This is a genomic window from Rhodopseudomonas boonkerdii, from assembly GCF_021184025.1.
GTDB classification, from domain to species: domain Bacteria; phylum Pseudomonadota; class Alphaproteobacteria; order Rhizobiales; family Xanthobacteraceae; genus Tardiphaga; species Tardiphaga boonkerdii.
In genome coordinates this window covers 3,258,783-3,279,609 of the sequence record NZ_CP036537.1, presented here as the reverse complement: position 1 = coordinate 3,279,609, position 20,827 = coordinate 3,258,783, and the positions used below count along the sequence as shown (strand labels likewise).

The following is a 20,827-nucleotide window of genomic DNA, read 5'->3' as shown; positions in this document are numbered from 1 at the left end:
CTAAACCGCGACGCCCTTCAGCGTCGTGACCAGCATTTGCGCCAGCGTTTCCATCTGGAACGGTTTCTGCAGCGCCGGTCGATCGCGGAACTCTTCGGGCAAGCCCTGGGCACCGTAGCCGGTCACAAAAATGAAGGGCTTGTTGCGCGCGGCGAGCGCCTCGGCCACCGGCGAAATCACCTTGCCGTTGACGTTGACGTCGAGGATCGCGACATCGAATTCGGCGGAACCGGCAAGGCGGATCGCCTCGTTGATTTCGCCGGCTTCGGCCGCGATGCGGTAACCGAGTTCTTCCAGCATGTCGGCGACCATCATTCGGATCATCACCTCGTCCTCGACGAGGAAGACGGCGCCGCCCGGCTGGTTCGATTCAGTCATGGCCGCATTCCTTGCATGATCCCAATGGAAGGTCGCAAATTCCGCCTTGGAACGCAATCGCGCACTCACCGATCAAAAGCGCATATGCCCGACATGGCAGGCGCAGCGCCGACATGCGCGATGTAAATCCGATTACCCCGCGCCTCTGGAGAGCAACCTTGATCGGGAACTCGGCGGACAAAAAGCTCCCAGTCGCAGATCTTGTTCCCGGCGAGGTTACGTCAACTTATTTGGGGTAATGGAACGCCATCGCAAGTTGAGGGTGGACATTCCATGATCGATACCGGCCATCCGCCCGAACAAATGCGGTTCCAACTGAGTTTGCGCCGCCGCGGCATCAGCGACGCCCGTGTGTTGCGCGCCATGGAAGAAGTGCCGCGCGACCGTTTCGTCGATCCGACCGATCGCGGTTACGCCTGGCGGGATTCCGCCCTGCCGATTTCCTGCGGCCAGACCATCAGTCAGCCCTTCGTGGTGGCCTATATGACCGAGCAGCTGCAGCTCGAGCCGAGTCATCGCGTGCTCGAACTCGGTACCGGTTCGGGCTATCAGGCGGCCGTTCTCGCCAAGCTGGTCCGTGGCGTGTTGAGCGTCGAGCGATATCGAACGCTGGCCGAGACCGCGCGGGCGCGACTGGAAGGTCTCGGCCTCTACAATGTCGAGGTCATGCTTGGCGACGGCCTCGACCTCGGGTCCAATCTTGGCGTCTTCGACCGTATCATCGTCACCGCGGCGGTCGAGACCCTGCCACAATCGTTAATCGACCGGCTGGACGATGGCGGCATTCTGATCGCGCCCGTCGGCCCGCATCATGGTGTGCAGACGCTGATACGCATGCGCAAGAGCGGCGGGACGATCGAGCGCCGCGAGCTGGTGGCGGTGCGCTTCGTTCCGGCGCTGCCGGGTATCGCGCGCGAGCTTTGAACAACTGCGTGATCGACATTGTCATCTTCGCCGCAGGGTTAAAGGCTTGGTAACGGAGACGGTGTTTACTCAATTCAGTCGTTTGTTGCGTATGAGTGAGTAACCAATGTCCCGCGTTGTCGAGTTGCTTTGCTCGCGTCGTTCTCCGCAGGTTGCGGTGCTGGCGTTGATGTCGATCGGATTTGCCGGCTGCAGCGCCGACATGTCGACCAGGCTTTCGCAAACTTTCGACAGCAATCAGATCAGTCAGAATAGCAATCGCCAGTTCGGCTGGCAGGGTGGCGAGGCCACGGGCTCGGTGCCGCCGCGCCCGGTCGCCCAGGCGCCGCGTGAATTGCCGCAGTATCAGCGCCCGGCCTATAATCCGCAGCCGCAATACTCGTCGCAACCGCTGCCGCCGCCCATCTCGGCGCCGCAATCCTATCCGTCCGCCCCACGCCCGGTCGCATCTGCTGCGCCGATGAGCGGTGGCGGTAACGGCATGTACACACCACCGCCTGCACGTGCGCCGATCGAGCATACCGGCAGCACGGCGCCGCGCTCGGTCGCTGCTGCGCCTGCGTCGAATGGCACCACGATCATTGTTGGCACCAGCGACACGCTGGAAGGTCTGTCGAAGCGTTACAATGTGTCACAGGCTGCGATCCTGCAGGCAAACGGCTATCGCGGTCCGCGTGCGCTGTCGCCCGGCCAGTCCCTGATCATTCCGCGTCAGGGCACCGTTGCCGTGCCGGCCGTCGCCGCCGCGGTGCCGGCAAAACCAGCTGCCGCGTCCACCACGCATTATGTCAATCGCGGTGATACGTTGATGAGCATTTCACGCCGGAACAATATCCCGGTGGCGGAACTCGCGCGGGCCAATGGTTTGTCGCCGACTGCTCAGCTCAAGCTCGGCAGCAAGATCACGATCCCTGCCGCGCGTACGGCGGTCACAGCTGCACCGGCCGCGCCGGCTTCGGCGCCAGCGCCGCTTGGCGCACCCTCCACGATCGCGGCTGCTCCCGTCGTGACTGCGCCAGCCCGCGTCGCGGTCGCCGAGCCGCAGCAGAAGGCCCGTCTCGCCAGCGCCACCACGACACCCGAAGAAGCCGCTCCGGAGACACCGGCGAAGGCCGCTGAAGCCACCGGCGCACTGCCGACATTCCGCTGGCCGGTGCGCGGCCGTGTTGCGGCTGGCTACGGTGCCAAAACCAACGGCAAGTCGAACGACGGCATCAACATCGCCGTGCCGGAAGGCACGCCGGTCAAGGCCGCCGAGGATGGGGTCGTGGCCTATGCCGGCAACGAGCTCAAGGGCTATGGCAATCTCGTGCTGGTGCGTCACTCCAATGGTTATGTCACGGCCTACGCCCATGCGAGCGAGCTGATGGTGAAGCGCGGAGAAACCATCAAGCGTGGTCAGGTGATCATGAAGTCGGGCCAGTCCGGCGAGGTCTCGTCACCGCAGTTGCACTTCGAAATCCGCAAGGGCTCGTCGCCCGTCGATCCCCTGCAATTCCTGAACGGTGCATGACGCTGCCATTCAGCTCGGAAAAAAACGGCACCTTCTGGTGCCGTTCTTTTTTATTCGTGCGGTGCGTAGAACAATACTCATGCGCCAGGCGAGCACGACGACTTACTTCGCCGCCAGCTTCACCCCCAAGCGTCCTGCGAGTTCCTGCACGAACTGCCAGGCCACACGGCCGGAGCGCGACCCGCGCGTGGTGGACCATTCGAGCGCTTCGCGTTGGAGCTGGGCGTCGTCGATCTCCATCGCGTAATGGCTGCAATAGCCGCGGACCATGGCGAGATATTCATCCTGGTTGCATTTGTGGAAGCCGAGCCAGAGGCCGAAACGGTCCGATAGCGAGACCTTTTCCTCCACTGCTTCACCGGGATTGATCGAGGTCGAGCGCTCGTTCTCGATCATGTCACGGGCGAGCAGATGGCGGCGATTCGAGGTCGCATAAAGGATGACGTTCTCCGGCCGGCCTTCGATGCCGCCTTCAAGCACGGCCTTGAGCGACTTGTAGGAGGCGTCATTGCCGTCGAAGGAGAGATCGTCGCAGAACACAATGAAATAGAAGTCCGAGGCGCGGATCTGCGCCATCAGGAGCGGCAGGCTCTCAATGTCCTCGCGATGGATCTCGACCAGTTTCAGTCGGCCGCTGACCGACTTGCTGGCATTGATCCGCGCATGTGCGGCCTTCACCAGGGACGATTTGCCCATGCCGCGCGCGCCCCAGAGCAGGGCGTTATTGGCGGGCAGGCCATTGGCGAAACGGCGGGTGTTCTCGATCAGCGTATCGACCTGCTGATTGATGCCCTGCAGCAGGTCGAGCTCCACGCGGCTGACCTTCGGCACGGGCGCGAGGCGGCCATCGGGATGCCAAATGAAGGCATCGGCGCTGGCGAGAGAATCGGCATTGGACACCTTGGGTCTCGCTGCGGCCATGTTGGCCGCGATCGCTTCCAGGGCGACCGCAATGCGCTCTTCCAGGCCGGGGGCGGCCATCGGTCGCGGGCGGCCGGCGGCTGTCTTGCGGGTGGCGGGCTTGGCGTCTTTGGGGGCAGGGCGGCGGCTGGTTTTATTGGGTTTTTTTGACATTTTTGACTTTCCTCGGCCCGCACCCTTAACCATCCGGGAACAGCTCCGCAAGCGGTACAAACGCTTGTACATCAAGGGGGTTAGGAGCGTTGCAATTGGCCTGCCGGCCGCTATAGTCCGCGCCGAATTTGCGAGGGCCGGCTTTCTGCGGCTGCGTCGCCGGTCATTTCCAGCCCGATTGAGGACTTCCGATGTTCATTACCCCTGCGTTCGCCCAGGCCGCAGCCGCCGGCAACGACACCAACAGCATGCTGATGTCGCTCCTGCCGTTCGCGCTGATCTTCGTGATCATGTATTTCCTGATCCTGCGCCCGCAGCAGAAGAAGGTGCGCGATCACGCCGAAATGGTGAAAAATATCCGTCGCGGTGACACCATCGTCACCTCGGGCGGCCTGATCGGCAAGGTGACGAAGGTGGTGGACGACGAGCAGGTCGAGTTCGAACTGGCCGACGGCATCCGCGTTCGTCAGTTGCGTTCGATGATCTCCGGCGTCCGCACCAAGGGCGAGCCCGCCAAGGAGAAGGGCGAGAAGACCGAGGCGAAGGACGACGCGGCGGCGAAATAACTCGCGGCGACGCTTATCCTCGAATCCTGACGGACCTGTTCGATGTTGTATTTCTCACGGTGGAAGGCGCTGGGCATTATCCTGACGGCGCTGGTCGTCTGCCTGTTCGCTGTGCCGAACTTCATTCCCGAAGCCACCGTGAAGACCTGGCCGAAATGGGCACAGCGCCATCTGGTGCTGGGCCTCGATCTGCAGGGCGGATCGCACATCCTGCTCGAAGTCGATGCCGCCGCTGTCAAGAAGGACAAGCTGGATCAGGTCCGCGATGACGTGCGCCGGACGTTGCGCGACATCAATCCCCGCGTTCAGTATACGGGTCTGAATGTCCGCGGCGACGCGGTCGAAGTTCGTATCACCAGGGAGACCGATCTTCCGAACGCGCTCAGCAAGCTGCGTGAACTGTCGCAGCCGCTCGGCGGCATCATGGGGCAGAGCGGGGCGCGCAGTCTCGAGGTCTCCGACGCCGGCGGCGGGCTGATCCGCTTTACCGTGCCGCAGGCGGCGATCAACGACCGGTTGCGTCAGTCGGTCGATCAGTCGCTGCAGATCATTGAGCGCCGCATCAACGAACTCGGCACTGTTGAGCCGCTGATCCAGCGTCAGGGCCTCGACCGCGTGCTGGTGCAGGTGCCGGGCCTGCAGGATCCGTCACGCCTGAAGGAACTGCTGGGCAAGACCGCGAAGCTCGACTTCCGCATGGTCGATACGTCGATCCCGGCGGAACAGGCGCAGGGCCGGGTGCCCGCCGACTCCGATCTCCTGATGAGCTCGACCTCGCCGAAGGTGCCGTATCTGGTGAAGAAGGAGGTGCTGGTTTCCGGCGCCGATCTCACCGATGCGCAACCGGGCTTCGACCAGCGCACCAATGAGCCGATCGTCTCGTTCCGCTTCAATACCGCGGGTGCCCGCAAGTTCGCGGAAGCGACCACCAAGAATGTCGGCCTGCCTTTCGCCATCGTGCTCGATAACGAGGTGGTGTCGGCGCCGGTCATCCGTGAGCCGATCACCGGCGGTTCGGGCCAGATTTCGGGCTCGTTCACCGTGCAGGGCGCCAATGACCTCGCAATCCTGCTGCGCGCGGGCGCGCTGCCGGCGCCGCTGTCGATCATCGAAGAACGCACGGTTGGTCCCGGCCTCGGTCAGGACTCCATCGCCAAGGGCGAACTCGCCGCCTATATCGGCTCGATCTTCGTCATTCTGTTCATGCTGCTGACCTATCGTCTGTTCGGCCTGTTCGCGAATATCGCTGTCGCCATCAACGTCGCCATGATCTTCGGCGTCCTGTCGCTGCTCAATGCCACGCTGACGCTGCCCGGTATCGCCGGCATTGTGCTCACGGTTGGTATCGCGGTGGACTCCAACGTGCTGATCTACGAGCGTATCCGCGAGGAACTGCGCGGCGGCCGCACGGCGATCGCCGCCATCGACGCCGGCTTCAAACGCGCGCTCGCCACCATTCTCGATTCCAACATCACCACCTTCATCGCCGCGGCAGTGCTGTTCTATATCGGCACTGGTCCGGTGCGCGGCTTTGCCGTGACCTTCGGCATCGGCATCATCACGACGGTGTTCACCGCCTTCACCGTGACCCGACTGATCGTTGCCACCTGGGTCAGGTGGAAGCGGCCGCAGCGCGTGCCGATCTGAGCTGACGGAGCAGACTTTGACTACGACACAAATGGTTCTTCTCGGTCTGGCTGCACTGGTCGTCGTTCTGTCGATTGTGACCATCTTCGACCTGTTGCCACCGCTTCGCATCGTCCCCGACGATACGAAGTTCGACTTCACGCGCTTTCGTCGCATCTCGTTCCCGATCTCGGCGCTGCTGACCATCGCGGCGATTACGCTGTTTTTCACCCATGGCCTGAATTTCGGCATCGACTTCAAGGGCGGTACGCTCATGGAAGTGCAGGCCAAGAGCGGTCAGGCCGATATTTCGGATATGCGCACCAAACTGTCGGGTCTGCAGCTCGGCGACGTGCAGCTGCAGCAGTTCGGTGGTCCCGCCGATGTTCTCATCCGTCTCGCGCAGCAGCCCGGCGGCGATGCCGCGCAGCAGGCCGCGGTGCAGAAGGTGCGCGCCACGCTCGGCGACAGCGTCGAATATCGCCGCGTCGAAGTGGTCGGCCCGCGCGTCTCCGGCGAATTGCTGGCTTACGGCATGCTTGGCCTGATCGTCGCGATCTTCGGCATCCTGATCTATCTCTGGTTCCGCTTCGAATGGCAGTTCGCCATCGGCGCCATGATCGCCAACGTCCACGATATCGTGCTGACCATCGGTTTCATGTCGATCGCGCAGGTCGATTTCGACCTCACCAGCATCGCGGCGCTCTTGACCATTCTCGGTTATTCGCTGAACGACACCGTGGTCATCTATGATCGTATCCGCGAGATCCTGCGTCGCTACAAGAAGATGCCGATGCCGGAACTGCTCAACGAGTCGATCAATTCGACGCTGTCGCGTTCGATCATCACGCACGTGACCGTGACGCTGGCGCTCCTCGCGCTGTATCTGTTCGGCGGTCACGCGATCCATTCGTTCACGGCGGTGATGATCTTCGGCGTGGTACTGGTCGGTACCTACACCTCGATCTTCATCGCTGCGCCCATGCTGATCTATCTTGGCGTCGGTGAGAATCGTGACGAACCGGTGAGCACGGGCAAGTCGGCGAAGAAGACGGCGCAAGCCTGATGCCGGTCGATCCCGAGCAGCCGCATCTCCCGCGCGCGGCCGAGATCGAAGCCTATGGCAAGGGCGGTTTCATCTTCGACACCATGTCGCATCAGGGCTCGCTTTTGTGCCTGCCCGATGCGGTGTGGCCGTGGCCCGTCACCAGACCGGACGAGATCAACCGCGATACGCTGCGCCGTGTCTTCGAGAGCCATGCCGGCATCGACACGTTGATCATCGGCACCGGCAATGACGTCTGGATCATGCCGCGCGACCTGCGCGAAGCGCTGCGTGGCGTCAGCATCGTCGTGGATACGATGATGACGGGACCTGCGATCCGCACCTACAACATCATGATCGGCGAGCGCCGCCGCGTGGCTGCCGCGTTGATCGCCGTGCCATGAGCGGCGCCGACACGAGCGCTGCGGTGTTCTGCGCCGATCTCGTGCGCACCCACGATTTTGACCGTTACGCCTCGACCTTGTTCGTACCTGCGGACAAGCGGCGCCCGCTGCTGGCGCTGTACGGCTTTAACGCCGAGGTCAGCCGTGTGCGCGATCAGGTCAGGCAGGCGCTGCCTGGCGAGATCCGGCTGCAGTGGTGGACCGATGCGCTGGCTGGCGCCGGGCATGGCGATGTCGAGCAGAACCCGGTAGCCGCCGAGTTGCTCCGCACGGTGCGCGACTTTGATCTGCCGGTCGATCGCCTCGCCAAGCTGATCGATGCTCATGTCTTCGATCTCTACAACGATCCGATGCCAGATCTCGCGGTGCTGGAAAGCCATTTCCGCGACACGTCGGGAACGCTGTTTGCCTGCGCCGGGCGTATCCTCGGCGATCGCTCCGAAGCCGTCGATCATGCCGCTGAACATCTCGGCCTCGCGCACGGCGTCACGCGCATCGCGGCGCGCTTGCCTTACGACGCCGCGCGTCGGCAGCTTTATCTCCCGCACGACATGCTCCGGCAGAATGGCGGCAGTGAGCATGAATTCTATGCCGGCAAGCTGACGCCTGCGATCCGGGCGACGCTCGATCAACTCATCAAGGGCGCACAGGAGCAGCTGGCCGTGGCCGGCAGCATGCTTGCCGACGTCGCGGAGCCGGCCCGCGCGGCGTTCCTGCCGATAGCGCTGGTGAAATATGATCTCGGCCAGATGGCGGATGCGCGCTTCGATCCGTTCGAACTCTATATCCGCTCACGGTTACGAACGCTTTGGACCTTGTGGCGGGCCTCGTAGCGCTGGCTCAGCGAGCCGCGCGTTCCTTCGGTGACATATAGTCGGGATCGTGAGCGAAGGGCAGCTCTGTGTCGTTCTTCAGAGCGTCGATGATGCTGGCAAAATCCGTCTTGCAACGGAAGCCGAGCACGCGTTCGGCTTTGCCGGGATCGTAAACGCGTCCGATGCTGTGGGGCAGCTTCCAGCTGCGCCTGGCATAGAGTTCCCCGGCATCAGGGAAATAGCCGGCGATGACGCGCGCGGCATCCTGCTTCAGGGCCCCGACATCTGATTTCGCAAAGGGTGGGGGCGCAGAGATCACGAAAGTGTCGAAACCGATGGCGGGAGCCCTGTCGAGCGCAACGATATGCGCGTCTGCGGCGTCTTCGACGGTCAGCCGGCGATTGAGGAATTCATTGGCCTTGAGGTTCGGACCAGGCACGTGATCGAGTGTGTCGTCTTCTTCCGGGAAGAAGCGGCTGGTGCGAAGCACCACGCAATTCAGTCCATGTTCGAGATGCGTGAGGCGACACAGCTCTTCCGCGGACAGTTTCGTCACGCCATAGATGTTACGCGGCGCCAGCGGTCCGGAGGTTTCATCGAGCCAGACGGCCGCGTTGCCGGTTTCTTCGCGGATTGCCGTCGTGATCATCAGCGAGGTGCTGGATGTGAAGACGAAACGATCGTGCTTCGCCCGTACGGCAGCTTCGAGCAGGTTCAGCGTGCCGCTGACATTGACGTCGATAAAGGCCTGAGCCGGATAGCGGATGATGTCCGGCTTGTGCAACGCGCCGCAGTGAATGACAGCCTCGATGCCGAACTCGCAGAAGACGCGATCGACCAATGCACGGTTCGCCACCGAGCCGATGACGGACGTCTCCGTACCAGCCGCGACATCAAGGCCGACAACATGATGACCTGCCGCTCGGAGACGCGGCCCGAGAAAGCGTCCAAGCCAGCCCGATGATCCAGTCAGCAGAATACGCATCGATCTTCTTGAGAGGTCGGTCGGAGGTCAGGAAGTGAGGGGAGGTTGCGTGGTCTCGAAATTAAATCGGTCACGCAGATTCTTGCGGGAGTCAAGGATGGTCTTGAGAAATGCCCGGTCTGCATCGCTGTTCATCAGTGGTTCGAGCAGATCGACCTGGTTCATTGCGACGAGCTGCAGCACTTCGGTGCGAATCTTGCCCGATGCATCGCGCGGCAGCGCCGGGATCACCTGCAGATGCTCTGGCGGCTTGGCGGTCTTCGACCCGCTCAGCTCGCCCTGCAGCTTGCTTTCCAGCGCCGCGTCATCCGCCTCCACGAAGGCATAAAGCCCAACACCCATGCGACGATCCGCGAACGCCACGATCGCGGCGTCGCGCACGGCCGGATGGCGCTTGATGATCTCCAGCAGCGGCGGCGCGTCATTGACGAGCCGCTTGCCGCCGCCTTCGCGGTCGGTGAAGTTGAAGATGCCACGGGTGATGGCGCGATAGACCTTCTTGCCGGTCATCAGCCAGATCCGCGCCGGCAACGACTTCTTCGACAGGATCTGCTTTTCCTTCGCCGTCAAAAGCTCCGGTGCATAGGTCCGCTTGTGTTTGAGGAGATGGCGGAGATCTTCATAGGCTGCAATGCGGAACAGCCGGCTGCGGCTCTTGAAACAGACCGCGAGCTGGAAGTCAGTGAGATAGGCCAGCCCGTCGCTGCCGCGGAGCCAGTTCTGCTCCTTGGCGAGATCGTTATGGCATACGCCCATGCGATGCATTTTGCGCAGCGCCAGCTTGGCCGACTGGAAATAACGTGCGTCATTGTATGGCTTTGCGAGATGCAGCGCGACGCCGTCGATGAAGCCACGCACCAGCGTGCGCTTGCCGGCCCAGAGCAGCTCCGGCCCGACCTTGAGGTCGCGCGCCAGCGTCAGTGCGCGACGCTCGCGGGTGAACAGATGCAGCGCAAGGACGAACGACCACCACGGCACCTGATCGAGTCGGCGCAGCACGGCATCGACATCGCCATCACGCGTGCGGAAACGGCCGCGCTCGACGGTGGAAAATACGTCGCGTTTCAAAAGCACGCCTTCGGTCCAGTGTTTGGACAGCGCGGCGGCGTCCTGTTCGGGCAAACTCATGACTGATCCAACCGAGCTGGCGTTATGCCGCTGCCGCGACGGCGGGAAGGCTCGCCGCGATCCAGGTGTCGAGATCGGCCAACGCGCGGGCGCTCATCGCCTGCTTCTTTGCGATGGTTTTCTCGTTGCCGCGCAGCCGCGAGCCATCCGGCTTCTTGGTCGGCGGTGAGGCGAGCGGCGGGAACAGGCCGAAATTGATGTTCATCGGCTGGAACGAGCGCGGGCCTGCATCCACGGTCTCGATATGGCCGCCGGTGATATGGCCGAGCAGCGAGCCGAGCGCCGTGGTTGCTGGCGGCATGGCCAATGACTGGCCTTTGGCTTCGGCTGCGGCGCAGAGGCCGGCAATCAGGCCGACGCTGGCGGATTCCACATAGCCTTCGCAGCCGGTCATCTGGCCGGCGAAGCGCAGGCGCGGCTCTGCTTTGAGGCGCAGCTGTTCGTCGAGCAGCTTTGGCGAATTGAGGAAGGTGTTGCGATGCAGGCCCCCGAGCCGGGCGAATTCGGCGTTCTGCAGGCCGGGAATCATGCGCAGCGCAGTTTGCTGCGGGCCGTATTTCAGCTTCGTCTGAAAACCGACGATATTGTAGAGCGTGCCCAGCTTGTTGTCCTGGCGCAGCTGGACGATGGCGTAGGGCTTCACGAGCGGATCGCGCGGATTGGTGAGGCCGACCGGCTTCATCGGCCCATAGCGCAGCGTCTCGCGGCCGCGCTCGGCCATCACCTCGATGGGCAGGCAACCGTCGAAATAGGGCGTGTTCAGCTCCCATTCCTTGAAATCGGTCTTTTCGCCCGCCAGCAGCGCATCGATGAAGGCGTCGTACTGCTCACGGGTCATCGGGCAGTTGATGTAGTCGGCGCCATTGCCGCCGGGCCCGACCTTGTCGTAGCGCGACTGGAACCACGCGATCTCCATATCAATGGAGTCTTTGTGCACGATCGGCGCGATGGCATCGAAAAAGGCGAGCGCGTTCTCGTCGGTCAATTCGCGGATCGCATCGGCCAGGGGAGCCGAGGTGAGGGGGCCGGTCGCTACGATGACGTTGCGCCATTCAGCGGGCGGCAGGCCGGCGACTTCCGTACGGTCGATGGTGATGAGCGGGTGATCTTCCAGCGACTTGGTAACGGCATCGGAGAATGCGTCGCGATCCACCGCCAGCGCGCCGCCAGCAGGCACCTGATGGGCGTCGGCGCTGCGCATGATCAACGAGCCCAGCTTGCGCATTTCGGCATGCAGCAGGCCGACAGCGTTGTTCAAGGCATCGTCGGAACGGAATGAATTGGAGCAGACGAGTTCGGCGAGGCCATCGGTGCGATGGGCGTCGGTCATCCGTACCGGACGCATCTCATGAAGAACCACCGGGATGCCGGCATTGGCGACCTGCCAGGCGGCTTCCGAGCCGGCAAGGCCCGCGCCGATCACATGGACGCGGTCGTCAGAATTAGGGGCTGTTGTCATGGCCCCGCATGTAGCGCGTTTCGCAGCGAAACGGAATTCGCTTTGGGCGGGTTCCGCAGGTTAGCCAGTGCTTTGCACTACCTGTTTTGCGGTGACCACGATCGCGCCCGCGGGATGCGGGCGCAATTCGTGAAACGTCGGTGGACGGAATGCCGTCCGGACGGATCAGCCGTTGTAGGCGCCCGAAGCAACGCGCGGAATGTCGGAACGGTCGAGACCGATGTCGGACAGTTCACGATCGCTGAGCTGCGACAGCTCGGCAACGTTGCGCTGATAGTCACGGAAAGCCTGGATCATACGGATAAGCGAGAGCAACATTTTCTATCTCCTTCACAGTCTGCGATTCATCTCTTGGGGAGTGCATCGCTGTTGGAGTGAATATAGATGGCCGTTTCGCAGTGCGGCAGTTCAGATGTTGCGATGCAGCTAAGCGATTTGTGCATGGCTTCGGCAAGAGCTGATTAACCTTTCGGCGCCCGCTGGCGCCTCTCAGGGCAGTATGCGTATCCGGGCACCGCAATTGGCTCGGCTTCCGTTAGTTAGGCGATTAAATCACTGTTTTAGAGGCGTTTCTCGCGTGTGGCGGCAAGATGATCGCGGCGTGGCCGGAAGTCGGCGGGGCTCGTCGAAGCCGTTAACAGTCGTCATATAGACATGCGCGAATCGCATGCAAGCATTAGGTATGAATGTATATTCATCTTAAATGGGGAGAGACTGCAGCATAGATGTGCGTCACAGAGAGACGGCTTCAGTCGAATGATTTCCTGCTTTGTTCCCGGCGGCGAGATGCCGCTAGGATTGTGGCAGGGGGGCTGGATCTCGGCTGGCGTGTGTGGCGCGCAAAAACTGAATGGCCTTCTGGTTCGAAGAGCGGCCACGCATTTGCCGGGAGACCGGGCAGATGCCTGGCGAGAGCGATGGCCGTTCAATCCTCGCGGCGGCCTTGGAACAACGAGACCGGGAAATCAGCCGCGTATCGCCTGGTTGGGCTGCGTTCCGGCATGACCGGAGGATTCGGATTGCGCTCCACCGCCTTGCGGTACAGATGCCAGGTCGCATGGCCGAGCAGCGGGATCACGACCGTGAGTCCGAGGAAGAAAGGCAGCGAGCCCAGCACGAGCAGGGCGGCTACGATGACGCCCCACATTGCCATCGTCACCGGATTGCGCGCGACCACGCGCAGCGATGTGGTGACCGCATCCATCACACCCGCATGTCGATCCAGCATCAGCGGAAACGACACTGCGCTGATGCAGAGAGCGACGAGCGCGAATATCAGGCCGGTGCCGCAGCCGACGGCGATGAGCTGCCAGCCCTGAGGCGTCGTCAGCACCTGTGACAGAAAGCTTGGAATCGCCGCGGCAGGCGCATTGCCGAATGTGGAGACATAGATCGCTTGCGCCGTTGCAATCCAGACCAGGAACAGAACCAGCAGCGCGAGACCCAGCGCCAACATGGCGCCGAAAGAGGGTGACCGGGTCACACCCAGCGCGTGCCACGCTGAGGGGTCTTCGCCCGTTTCGCGACGACGGCTGAGTTCATAGAGGCCAATGGCCGCGAACGGTCCGAGCAGAGCGAAGCCGGCGGCGAGTGGGAACAGCAGCGGTAGGATCGAATAGCCAAGCACCGTGCGCGCCAGCACGATGCCGATCACGGGATAGATCAGACAAAGTATGACGGCATGACTGGGGACCGCCTTGAAGTCGTCCCAGCCGAGCCGCAGCGCGTCGCGGAGGTCTGATGGCGTGAGGGTGTAAATTGCCGGCGCCGGGCCGATATCGGCGGCGCGGGCGAGATCGCTGGCATTGCCGGAATAGGAGAGGGCCATGGTCGTTGCTCCCTTCTGTGCGCAGCACTCGCGGCGCCGATGGCGCGGAAGCCGCTCGGAAACGATCACGATCAAAGCCAGACGCGCATGCAAGGAGACTGACTGCCGCGACCTGTGCAACCATCCTAGCGCCGGCGCGTCGCAGCGTCTCTCACGCTTGGGTGAGGGTGCAGTGCGCAGCGATGTTGCGCTGCGGTGCGGCCCGGGCATCGCCGCAATTGGATTGGACCTTTGATGTGTCTCCGTTATCCGTCGCCGTGCCGCATTGGCAGCGGCGGTCGATAGGGACATAATGCTGTGCGGCGGTCATTCGCCGGTCATGTCTTGCGGCAATTCTTCAGGCCATCATCAAAGTCATTGGGAGCCATCAGAATGAGCATTTTCGGAAAGATCATGAGCGCGATTTTCGGCGGCAGCGCCAGTGCTGCGGCTGCCGACGCTGCGCCCGCTGCCGGCGGATCCGCAGCTCCGGCCGGAGGTGCCGCCCCCGCGGCCACCGTGGACGTCGCGCCGATCCTCGATGCGGCTGTCAAAGCCAAGGGCGAGAAGCTGGAATGGCGCACCTCCATCGTCGATCTGATGAAGGCGCTGGATATCGACAGCAGCTTCAGCGCCCGCAAGGAGCTGGCCAAGGAACTCGGCTATACCGGCGACTCCAATGACAGCGCCAGCATGAATATCTGGCTGCACAAGCAGGTGATGACCAAGTTCGCCGCCAATGGAGGCAAGCTGCCGGACGATCTCAAACACTGATCGCTTCGCGATTGCGAAACCAAAGGCCCGCGCTCGCGCGGGCCTTTTTGTTGTGGTATGCCAGTGGACAACAAAGCGCTCTTCAAGAGCCAGTACTGGGAGGACCACCATGGATCTGATCGATCGCCGGACACTCGTCGCCGGAGGCGCCGTCGCGCTGACCGCCACCGCCATCGGCAGTGAGGCCGCGCAGGCGCAGGCCGGCCCCAAAAGCATCTTCAAGGTCGATACGGTGACCATTCCCATCGCCGGCGAGACAGATGTCTTTCCGGTTCGCCGCATCTACTGCATCGGCCGCAACTACGCGGCGCATTCGCGCGAGATGGGTTCCGATCCCACCCGTGAGCCTCCGTTCTTTTTCCAGAAGCCAACCGACGCGATTCAGAACGTGAAGATCGGCGAGGTGGCCGATCATCCCTATCCCTCGCTGACGAAGAACTATCATTACGAGGTCGAACTCGTCGCCGCGCTGAAATCCGGCGGCACCAACATTCCGGCGGAGAAAGCGCTCGACCACGTCTATGGCTATGCACTTGGCCTCGATATGACCCGCCGCGATCTGCAGCGCGCCATGGGCGACGAGAAGAAGCCGTGGGAGATCGGCAAGAGCTTTGACCACGCCGCCGTCATCGGCCCGATCCATCCGGTGGCGAAAACAGGGCATCTCACCAAGGGCCCGATCTCGCTCGCCGTAAACGGCACCGTGAAGCAGAGCTCCGATCTCGACAAGATGATCTGGAGCGTCGCCGAGCAGATCGCAAAACTCTCGGAAGCCTTCGAGCTGAAGGCCGGCGACATCATCTATTCCGGCACGCCGGAAAATGTCGGCCCGGTGGTGAAGGGCGACGTGTTGCTGTGCAAGCTGCAGGGATTGCCGGACATGTCGATCAAGATTGTCTAGTCGTCATTCCGGCGCGCGCGCATCGTCGCGCGCGAGCCCGGAATGACGGAGCGTGTTGTTAGCCCGTGATATCCGCATATTCCGGATGCTGTTCGAGATAGTCGACCACAAAGCTGCATCCCGCCACGACCTTGTGGCCGTCCGCGCGAATTAACCCCAGCGCACCCTTCACCAATTCCGATGCGACGCCGCGACCGCGCAGCGCAGGCGGCGTTTCCGTATGAGTGATGATCACGCGGTCGCCCGTCTGGCGATAATTCGCAAAGGCAATGCTGCCGTCGACGGCAAGCTCGAAGCGGCTGGCGCCCTTGTTGTCGCGGACGGCGGAGGCAGTGAGGGTGTCGGTCATGATGGCGTCCCGATCGGTCATGGATTACGATCGAAACGTAAGTGCGCCTGCATGCGCAGACAATGCGGCCCGATGCCGGTCAGCCCCGCGGCGTCGTCAGGGCCACGGTGATGTCGTCCATGCGCGAAAACATGAAAGTTGGCGCGCGAGCATTCAGCGCAGCCGCGCTCGTATAGCCCCACGACACCGCGCCGAAATCGACGCCGGCCTCGCGCGCCGCATCGATATCGCGGATTTCGTCGCCGATGGAGAGCGTGTCATCCACCGAGACGCCGGTCAGTTCGAGGATGCGCTGGAATTTGGCGGTCTTGCCGAACAGGCCGGCGGCACAGGCGAAGAAGGAGACGTGCTCCTCGAGCTCGCCCAGCACGGTGCGCACATTGTTCTCGTTGTCCGAGCTGACGACGCAGATCGTGACGCCGCGCGCCTTCAACTCGTCGAACATGCGGTCGACGCCGGGAAACAGCGCGATGCGGTCGATCTGCTGCGCCTTCATCTTGCGCATGTCGCGGACGATCAGCGGGATGCGCCATTTGGGCACGCCGAGCATCCGCACCAGCTCGCCGGCGCCGACGCTGCGCATCTCGTCGATGCGATCGCGTTCGACGCGCCGGAACTTGTGCTTCTCAGCCACCTGGTTGATGACGCTGAGAAACCACGGAAAGCTGTCGGAGAGCGTGCCGTCGAAGTCGAAAATGGCGAGTTTGTAAGTCATGTCACTGGAAAAAGCGGCAAGGAAGGTTCGCCGCGCAACTGGTCATGAAAAGGCGGTGGAATCGAGGCCGCCGACTGGGCCAAGCATGACCGGGTTAGGTGACGCCATCAAGTCGCGATGCCGCGACGAATGGGTGCATGTCTAGCCGGTCATCTGATAAAGTCAGAGAAAAATGCGGAGGTCTGCTCGAGGTGCGGTCTGCGAGGGGACACAATGCCTTCCATGCGTATCGCACCGCTCGTGTGGGCCGCACTTTGTTCGACCGCAGCCATTTTGGCTAGGTCTTGGCTGGAGGCGACGGCACGGTGGTCCTGCGGGTCGATCAGATCAACGCGTGTCCCGATGATGCGCTGTTCAAGCTTCTCGCGGCCGAATTGACCGAGCGCCTCGGCTCGAGCGAGGGCGACGACCTCGATGAATTTCTGACGCGACTATCGAGGATTCCCGTAGGTTTACGCGCGATGGCAGCGGTCTACCAGCTCGATGTGAGCCTGACGCTGGACGACCTCGGCTGGCACTTTGCGAATTGGCACCACCGCGGCTATTCCGAACAAACGCTATGGGCGCTTGGTGAATTGGGCGCGCAAGAGTATGCCGAGATTTTTGCTGAAGCCTATCAGCTTGTGCAGCCATTCTGGGAAGAGATCAGCGCTCTCTGCGCGCAGGATTTCCAGGACTTTGTCGAGTGGTACAGCGATTCCGAACTCGACCGACTGATGCTGCCGCTGACGAAACGGATGTGGGATCTGCAGAACATCGACAACGGACTGTTCGGATTCTGGATCTCCTATGCGCGCAAGCATCCCGAACGGGTTTGCGGGTAGCACTAGGGGACTGATGTGAGGCGAGGGCGCGACACCTGTAGCCCCACATTCAACGGCATGCGGCGCTCAAGCAGGAATGATTCTAGACAGACAACAGCGACGCTTGATCGACGCTAACGGATTCAACTGTTTCGACTCTAACGCCTATCCTTAGCGACTTCAGTAAGTCGCACAAGGCGTCGCCATCTTATCGGCGCGTTCCACCATTGCGTCGCGAAGGTCGTGAACAATCGCTGCCCCGACGGACCGCGATACTTTTTGGATTGAGAGAGAATTTGAAAAGATAACAGGCTCTTTCAAGGATTCCCTTGGCGGCGCGTCTACTCCGCCGCTTCCCCTGTCACCTTCCGCTTCTTCGGCTTGCCCGCCTTCGCCAGCACCGGCTTCAGGAATTGCCCGGTATAACTGCGCGGCGCTTTCACGATATCTTCCGGCGGGCCCCAGGCGACGATTTCGCCGCCGCCGTCGCCGCCTTCGGGGCCGAGATCGATCACCCAGTCGGCGGTCTTGATGACTTCGAGATTGTGCTCGATCACCACCACCGTGTTGCCTTGCTCCACCAGCTCATGCAGCACTTCGAGCAGCTTTGCGACGTCGTGGAAATGCAGGCCCGTGGTCGGCTCGTCGAGGATGTAGAGCGTGCGGCCGGTGGCGCGCTTGCTCAGTTCCTTCGCTAGTTTCACGCGCTGCGCTTCGCCGCCTGAGAGCGTCGTCGCCTGCTGGCCGACATGGATGTAATCCAGGCCCACACGGTGCAAGGTTTTAAAAGTCTCTCGCACGCGCGGTACCGCCTTGAAGAATTCGGCGGCTTCCTCGACGGTCATGTCGAGCACGTCGGCGATGGATTTTCCCTTGAACAGGACTTCCAGCGTTTCGCGATTGTAGCGTTTGCCCTTGCAGGTGTCGCAGGTGACGTAGACGTCGGGCAGGAAGTGCATCTCGATCTTGATGACGCCGTCGCCCTGGCAGGCCTCGCAGCGGCCGCCCTTGACGTTGAAGGAGAAGCGGCCGGCTTCGTAGCCGCGCGCCTTGGATTCCGGCAGGCCGGCGAACCATTCGCGGATCGGCGTGAAGGCGCCGGTATAGGTCGCCGGATTCGAGCGCGGCGTGCGGCCGATGGGCGACTGGTCGATCTCGATGATCTTGTCGATATGTTCGAGACCCTCGATACGGTCATGCGGCGCAGCACCTTCGCTTGCGCCGTTGAGTTTTCGCGCGATCGCCTTGTAGAGCGTGTCGATCAGCAGCGTGGACTTGCCGCCGCCGGAGACGCCGGTGATGGCGGTGAACAGGCCGAGCGGCAGCTCCGCCGAGACGTTCTTCAGATTGTTGCCGCGCGCATTGATCACCTTGATGGTGCGGCGATGGTTCGGCGGACGCCGTTCAGGCACCGGCACGGACATCTCGCCGGTGAGGTATTTGCCGGTGAGCGACTTTGGATTCTTCATCACCTCCTGGGGCGTGCCCTGGGCGACGATGTTGCCGCCATGGGTGCCGGCGCCGGGGCCGACATCGACGACATAGTCGGCAGCGATGACGGCGTCCTCGTCATGCTCGACAACGATCACGGTGTTGCCGAGATCGCGCAGTCGGCGCAGCGTGTCGAGCAGCCGCGCATTGTCGCGCTGATGCAGGCCGATGGAGGGTTCGTCCAGCACATAGAGCACGCCGGTGAGACCGGAGCCGATCTGCGAGGCGAGGCGGATGCGCTGGCTCTCGCCGCCGGACAGCGTGCCCGAGGATCGCGACAGCGTGAGATAGTTGAGGCCGACATCGAGCAGGAAGGAGAGGCGTTCGCGGATTTCCTTGAGGATACGAACGGCGATCTCGTTCTGCTGCTTGTTGAGCATGCCCGGCACGGTCTCGAACCAGTCTCCGGCCTTGCGCACGGAAAGTTCGGAGATGTTGCCGATGTGCATCCCGCCGATCTTCACGCTGAGCGCTTCCGGCTTCAGGCGATAGCCCTCGCAGGCATCGCAAGGGACGTCGGAAAAATACTTGCCGAGTTCTTCGCGCGCCCATTCGCTTTCGGTCTCGCGGAAACGGCGGTCGATATTGGTGACCACGCCCTCGAACGGTTTCTTGGTGTCGTAGGAGCGAACCCCGTCCTCATAGGAGAACTTGATCTCGTCGTCGCCGGAGCCGTGCAGCAGGACGTTCTGCGTCTTCTTCGGCAGGTCCTTCCATTTGGTGTCGAGCGTGAACTTGTAGTGCTTGCCGAGCGCGGTGAGTGTCTGCAGATAATAAGGCGATGACGATTTTGCCCAGGGCGCGATGGCGCCCTTGCGCAGCGTCAGCTCCTTGTCGGGAATGACGAGATCGGCGTCGATGGTCTGCTCGACGCCGAGGCCGCCGCATTTGGGGCAGGCGCCATAGGGGTTGTTGAACGAGAACAGACGGGGCTCGACTTCCGGAATGGTGAAGCCGGAGACCGGGCAGGCGAACTTCTCCGAGAACAGGATACGCTCGGCGCCGGTCTTGTCGTGAATCTTGGCGACCTTCTTCTTGCCGGTGTCCTCGGCGGCAGCAGCGGGCGCATCCGCATATTCGATGACGGCGAGGCCATCGGCGAGCTTCAGAGCTGTTTCAAAACTTTCGGCGAGGCGCTGGCCGATATCCGGGCGCACCACGATGCGATCGACCACCACGTCGATGTCGTGCGGAAACTTCTTATCGAGGGTCGGTGCTTCCGCGAGTTCGTGGAAGGTGCCGTCCACCTTCACGCGCTGAAAACCCTTCTTGAGATAGTCCGCAAATTCCTTGCGATACTCGCCCTTGCGGCCGCGCACCACCGGCGCCAGCAGGTAGAGCCGCGTGCCTTCCGGCATCGCCAGCACGCGGTCCACCATCATGGAGACGGTCTGGCTTTCGATCGGCAGGCCCGTCGCCGGTGAATAGGGAATGCCGACGCGCGCCCACAGCAGGCGCATATAGTCGTAGATCTCGGTGACGGTGCCGACGGTCGAGCGCGGATTCTTAGAGGTGGTTTTCTGCTCGATGGAGATGGCGGGGGACAGGCCGTCGATCTGGTCGACATCCGGCTTCTGCATCATCTCCAGGAACTGCCGGGCATAGGCCGACAGCGACTCCACGTAACGGCGCTGGCCCTCGGCATAGATGGTGTCGAAGGCGAGAGACGATTTTCCAGAGCCGGACAGGCCGGTGAACACCACCAGCTTGTCGCGCGGGATCGTCAGGTCGATGTTCTTGAGATTGTGCTCGCGGGCGCCGCGGATGGTGATGCTGCGCATGTTCGCTGCAGCCTGTTGCCGCCTCGCCTTGATGACTTCATCCATCGCAATGCATTCCCCGGCACGCCGTGCGCGCCACATGCGGGCGCGTCTCGCCGGGGCACCGGGATCAACGCCGAATTGAGTGTGTCCGGAACATAGGAAGAACGGGGAGGGATTTCCAGTGCTCTCGCGCGGTCTCCAGCACTTTGTTGGCCGTGGGGGTGCAGAGGAGACCTGCTTTCGGAAAGGGCGCGGGCAAATAGCGGGCAAAGAAAAAGGCCGGCATTGCTGCCGGCCTTTCGAAGAC

General features: G+C 62.3%; 20 protein-coding genes. 10 read left to right on the top strand and 10 right to left on the bottom strand.

What is annotated here, in order from left to right; genetic code table 11:
- Positions 1-378, bottom strand: a complete 378-nt coding sequence (locus tag E0H22_RS14990) for a response regulator (protein WP_233021807.1) — start codon at positions 376-378, stop codon at positions 1-3.
- A gap of 273 nt (positions 379-651) precedes the next feature.
- Between E0H22_RS14990 and E0H22_RS14985 the strand changes: the two genes are divergently transcribed.
- Entirely contained in the window at positions 652-1,302 is a 651-nt protein-coding gene (locus E0H22_RS14985) for a protein-L-isoaspartate(D-aspartate) O-methyltransferase (protein WP_233021806.1), read from the top strand.
- 106 nt (positions 1,303-1,408) lie between these two features.
- On the top strand, positions 1,409-2,815 hold the full coding sequence (locus E0H22_RS14980; protein WP_233021805.1) for a peptidoglycan DD-metalloendopeptidase family protein: 1,407 nt from the start codon (positions 1,409-1,411) through the stop codon (positions 2,813-2,815).
- Between the two features lie 102 nt (positions 2,816-2,917).
- On the opposite strand, the gene E0H22_RS14975 is transcribed toward E0H22_RS14980, so the two are convergent.
- A complete protein-coding gene (locus E0H22_RS14975; RefSeq protein WP_233021804.1) occupies positions 2,918-3,889 on the bottom strand; it encodes an ATP-binding protein in 972 nt (323 codons plus the stop codon).
- A gap of 191 nt (positions 3,890-4,080) precedes the next feature.
- Here E0H22_RS14975 and yajC point away from each other — a divergent pair, with 191 nt between their 5' ends.
- The 5 genes from yajC to E0H22_RS14950 are packed head-to-tail and all read left to right on the top strand — an operon-like array spanning position 4,081 to position 8,363.
- Positions 4,081-4,455, top strand: coding sequence for a preprotein translocase subunit YajC (gene yajC, locus E0H22_RS14970; RefSeq protein ID WP_233021803.1), 375 nt, complete (start codon positions 4,081-4,083; stop codon positions 4,453-4,455).
- Positions 4,456-4,497: 42 nt separating this feature from the next.
- On the top strand, positions 4,498-6,102 hold the full coding sequence (secD, locus tag E0H22_RS14965; RefSeq protein WP_233021802.1) for a protein translocase subunit SecD: 1,605 nt from the start codon (positions 4,498-4,500) through the stop codon (positions 6,100-6,102).
- A 31-nt stretch (positions 6,103-6,133) separates the two neighbouring features.
- Positions 6,134-7,147, top strand: a complete 1,014-nt coding sequence (gene secF, locus E0H22_RS14960; protein ID WP_233026377.1) for a protein translocase subunit SecF — start codon at positions 6,134-6,136, stop codon at positions 7,145-7,147.
- Complete coding sequence (locus E0H22_RS14955) at positions 7,147-7,530, top strand: Mth938-like domain-containing protein (protein ID WP_233021801.1); 384 nt, start codon at positions 7,147-7,149, stop codon at positions 7,528-7,530. The genes secF and E0H22_RS14955 overlap by 1 nt, the downstream gene beginning before the upstream one ends.
- Positions 7,527-8,363 carry a phytoene/squalene synthase family protein gene (locus tag E0H22_RS14950; RefSeq protein ID WP_233021800.1) on the top strand — a complete coding sequence of 279 codons (837 nt, stop codon included), beginning with the start codon at positions 7,527-7,529 and terminating at the stop codon, positions 8,361-8,363. Before E0H22_RS14955 ends, E0H22_RS14950 begins: the two co-directional genes overlap by 4 nt.
- Positions 8,364-8,370: 7 nt before the next feature.
- On the opposite strand, the gene E0H22_RS14945 is transcribed toward E0H22_RS14950, so the two are convergent.
- The 5 genes from E0H22_RS14945 to E0H22_RS14925 form a co-directional block, all read right to left on the bottom strand.
- Complete coding sequence (locus E0H22_RS14945) at positions 8,371-9,330, bottom strand: NAD-dependent epimerase/dehydratase family protein (RefSeq protein WP_233021799.1); 960 nt, start codon at positions 9,328-9,330, stop codon at positions 8,371-8,373.
- A gap of 27 nt (positions 9,331-9,357) precedes the next feature.
- Positions 9,358-10,458, bottom strand: coding sequence for an AMP-binding enzyme (locus tag E0H22_RS14940; RefSeq protein ID WP_233021798.1), 1,101 nt, complete (start codon positions 10,456-10,458; stop codon positions 9,358-9,360).
- Positions 10,459-10,480: 22 nt separating this feature from the next.
- Positions 10,481-11,917 carry a methylenetetrahydrofolate--tRNA-(uracil(54)-C(5))-methyltransferase (FADH(2)-oxidizing) TrmFO gene (gene trmFO / locus E0H22_RS14935; protein WP_233021797.1) on the bottom strand — a complete coding sequence of 479 codons (1,437 nt, stop codon included), beginning with the start codon at positions 11,915-11,917 and terminating at the stop codon, positions 10,481-10,483.
- Between the two features lie 165 nt (positions 11,918-12,082).
- Positions 12,083-12,235: a DUF1127 domain-containing protein gene (locus E0H22_RS14930; RefSeq protein ID WP_211908563.1), complete on the bottom strand. Its 153-nt coding sequence runs from the start codon at positions 12,233-12,235 to the stop codon at positions 12,083-12,085.
- Between the two features lie 607 nt (positions 12,236-12,842).
- Positions 12,843-13,745 (bottom strand): DUF2189 domain-containing protein, encoded by a 903-nt coding sequence (locus E0H22_RS14925; RefSeq protein ID WP_233021796.1) that lies wholly within the window; start codon positions 13,743-13,745, stop codon positions 12,843-12,845.
- A 372-nt stretch (positions 13,746-14,117) separates the two neighbouring features.
- On the opposite strand from E0H22_RS14925, the gene E0H22_RS14920 reads away from it, so the two are divergent.
- Positions 14,118-14,498 carry a DUF3597 domain-containing protein gene (locus E0H22_RS14920; protein ID WP_233021795.1) on the top strand — a complete coding sequence of 127 codons (381 nt, stop codon included), beginning with the start codon at positions 14,118-14,120 and terminating at the stop codon, positions 14,496-14,498.
- Between the two features lie 109 nt (positions 14,499-14,607).
- A complete protein-coding gene (locus E0H22_RS14915; RefSeq protein ID WP_233021794.1) occupies positions 14,608-15,399 on the top strand; it encodes a fumarylacetoacetate hydrolase family protein in 792 nt (263 codons plus the stop codon).
- Between the two features lie 58 nt (positions 15,400-15,457).
- Here the strand turns inward: E0H22_RS14915 and E0H22_RS14910 are convergent, their stop codons facing one another.
- Together E0H22_RS14910 and E0H22_RS14905 are read right to left on the bottom strand one after the other, a co-directional pair.
- The gene (locus E0H22_RS14910; protein ID WP_430715153.1) at positions 15,458-15,769 is read right to left on the bottom strand and encodes a GNAT family N-acetyltransferase; all 312 of its coding nucleotides are present in this window, start codon (positions 15,767-15,769) and stop codon (positions 15,458-15,460) included.
- A gap of 58 nt (positions 15,770-15,827) precedes the next feature.
- Positions 15,828-16,463: an HAD-IA family hydrolase gene (locus E0H22_RS14905; protein ID WP_233021793.1), complete on the bottom strand. Its 636-nt coding sequence runs from the start codon at positions 16,461-16,463 to the stop codon at positions 15,828-15,830.
- Between the two features lie 284 nt (positions 16,464-16,747).
- Between E0H22_RS14905 and E0H22_RS14900 the strand changes: the two genes are divergently transcribed.
- Positions 16,748-17,287, top strand: a complete 540-nt coding sequence (locus E0H22_RS14900; protein WP_233021792.1) for a DMP19 family protein — start codon at positions 16,748-16,750, stop codon at positions 17,285-17,287.
- A 320-nt stretch (positions 17,288-17,607) separates the two neighbouring features.
- Here the strand turns inward: E0H22_RS14900 and uvrA are convergent, their stop codons facing one another.
- Entirely contained in the window at positions 17,608-20,583 is a 2,976-nt protein-coding gene (gene uvrA, locus E0H22_RS14895) for an excinuclease ABC subunit UvrA (protein ID WP_233021791.1), read from the bottom strand.
- Positions 20,584-20,827: the final 244 nt, after the last annotated feature.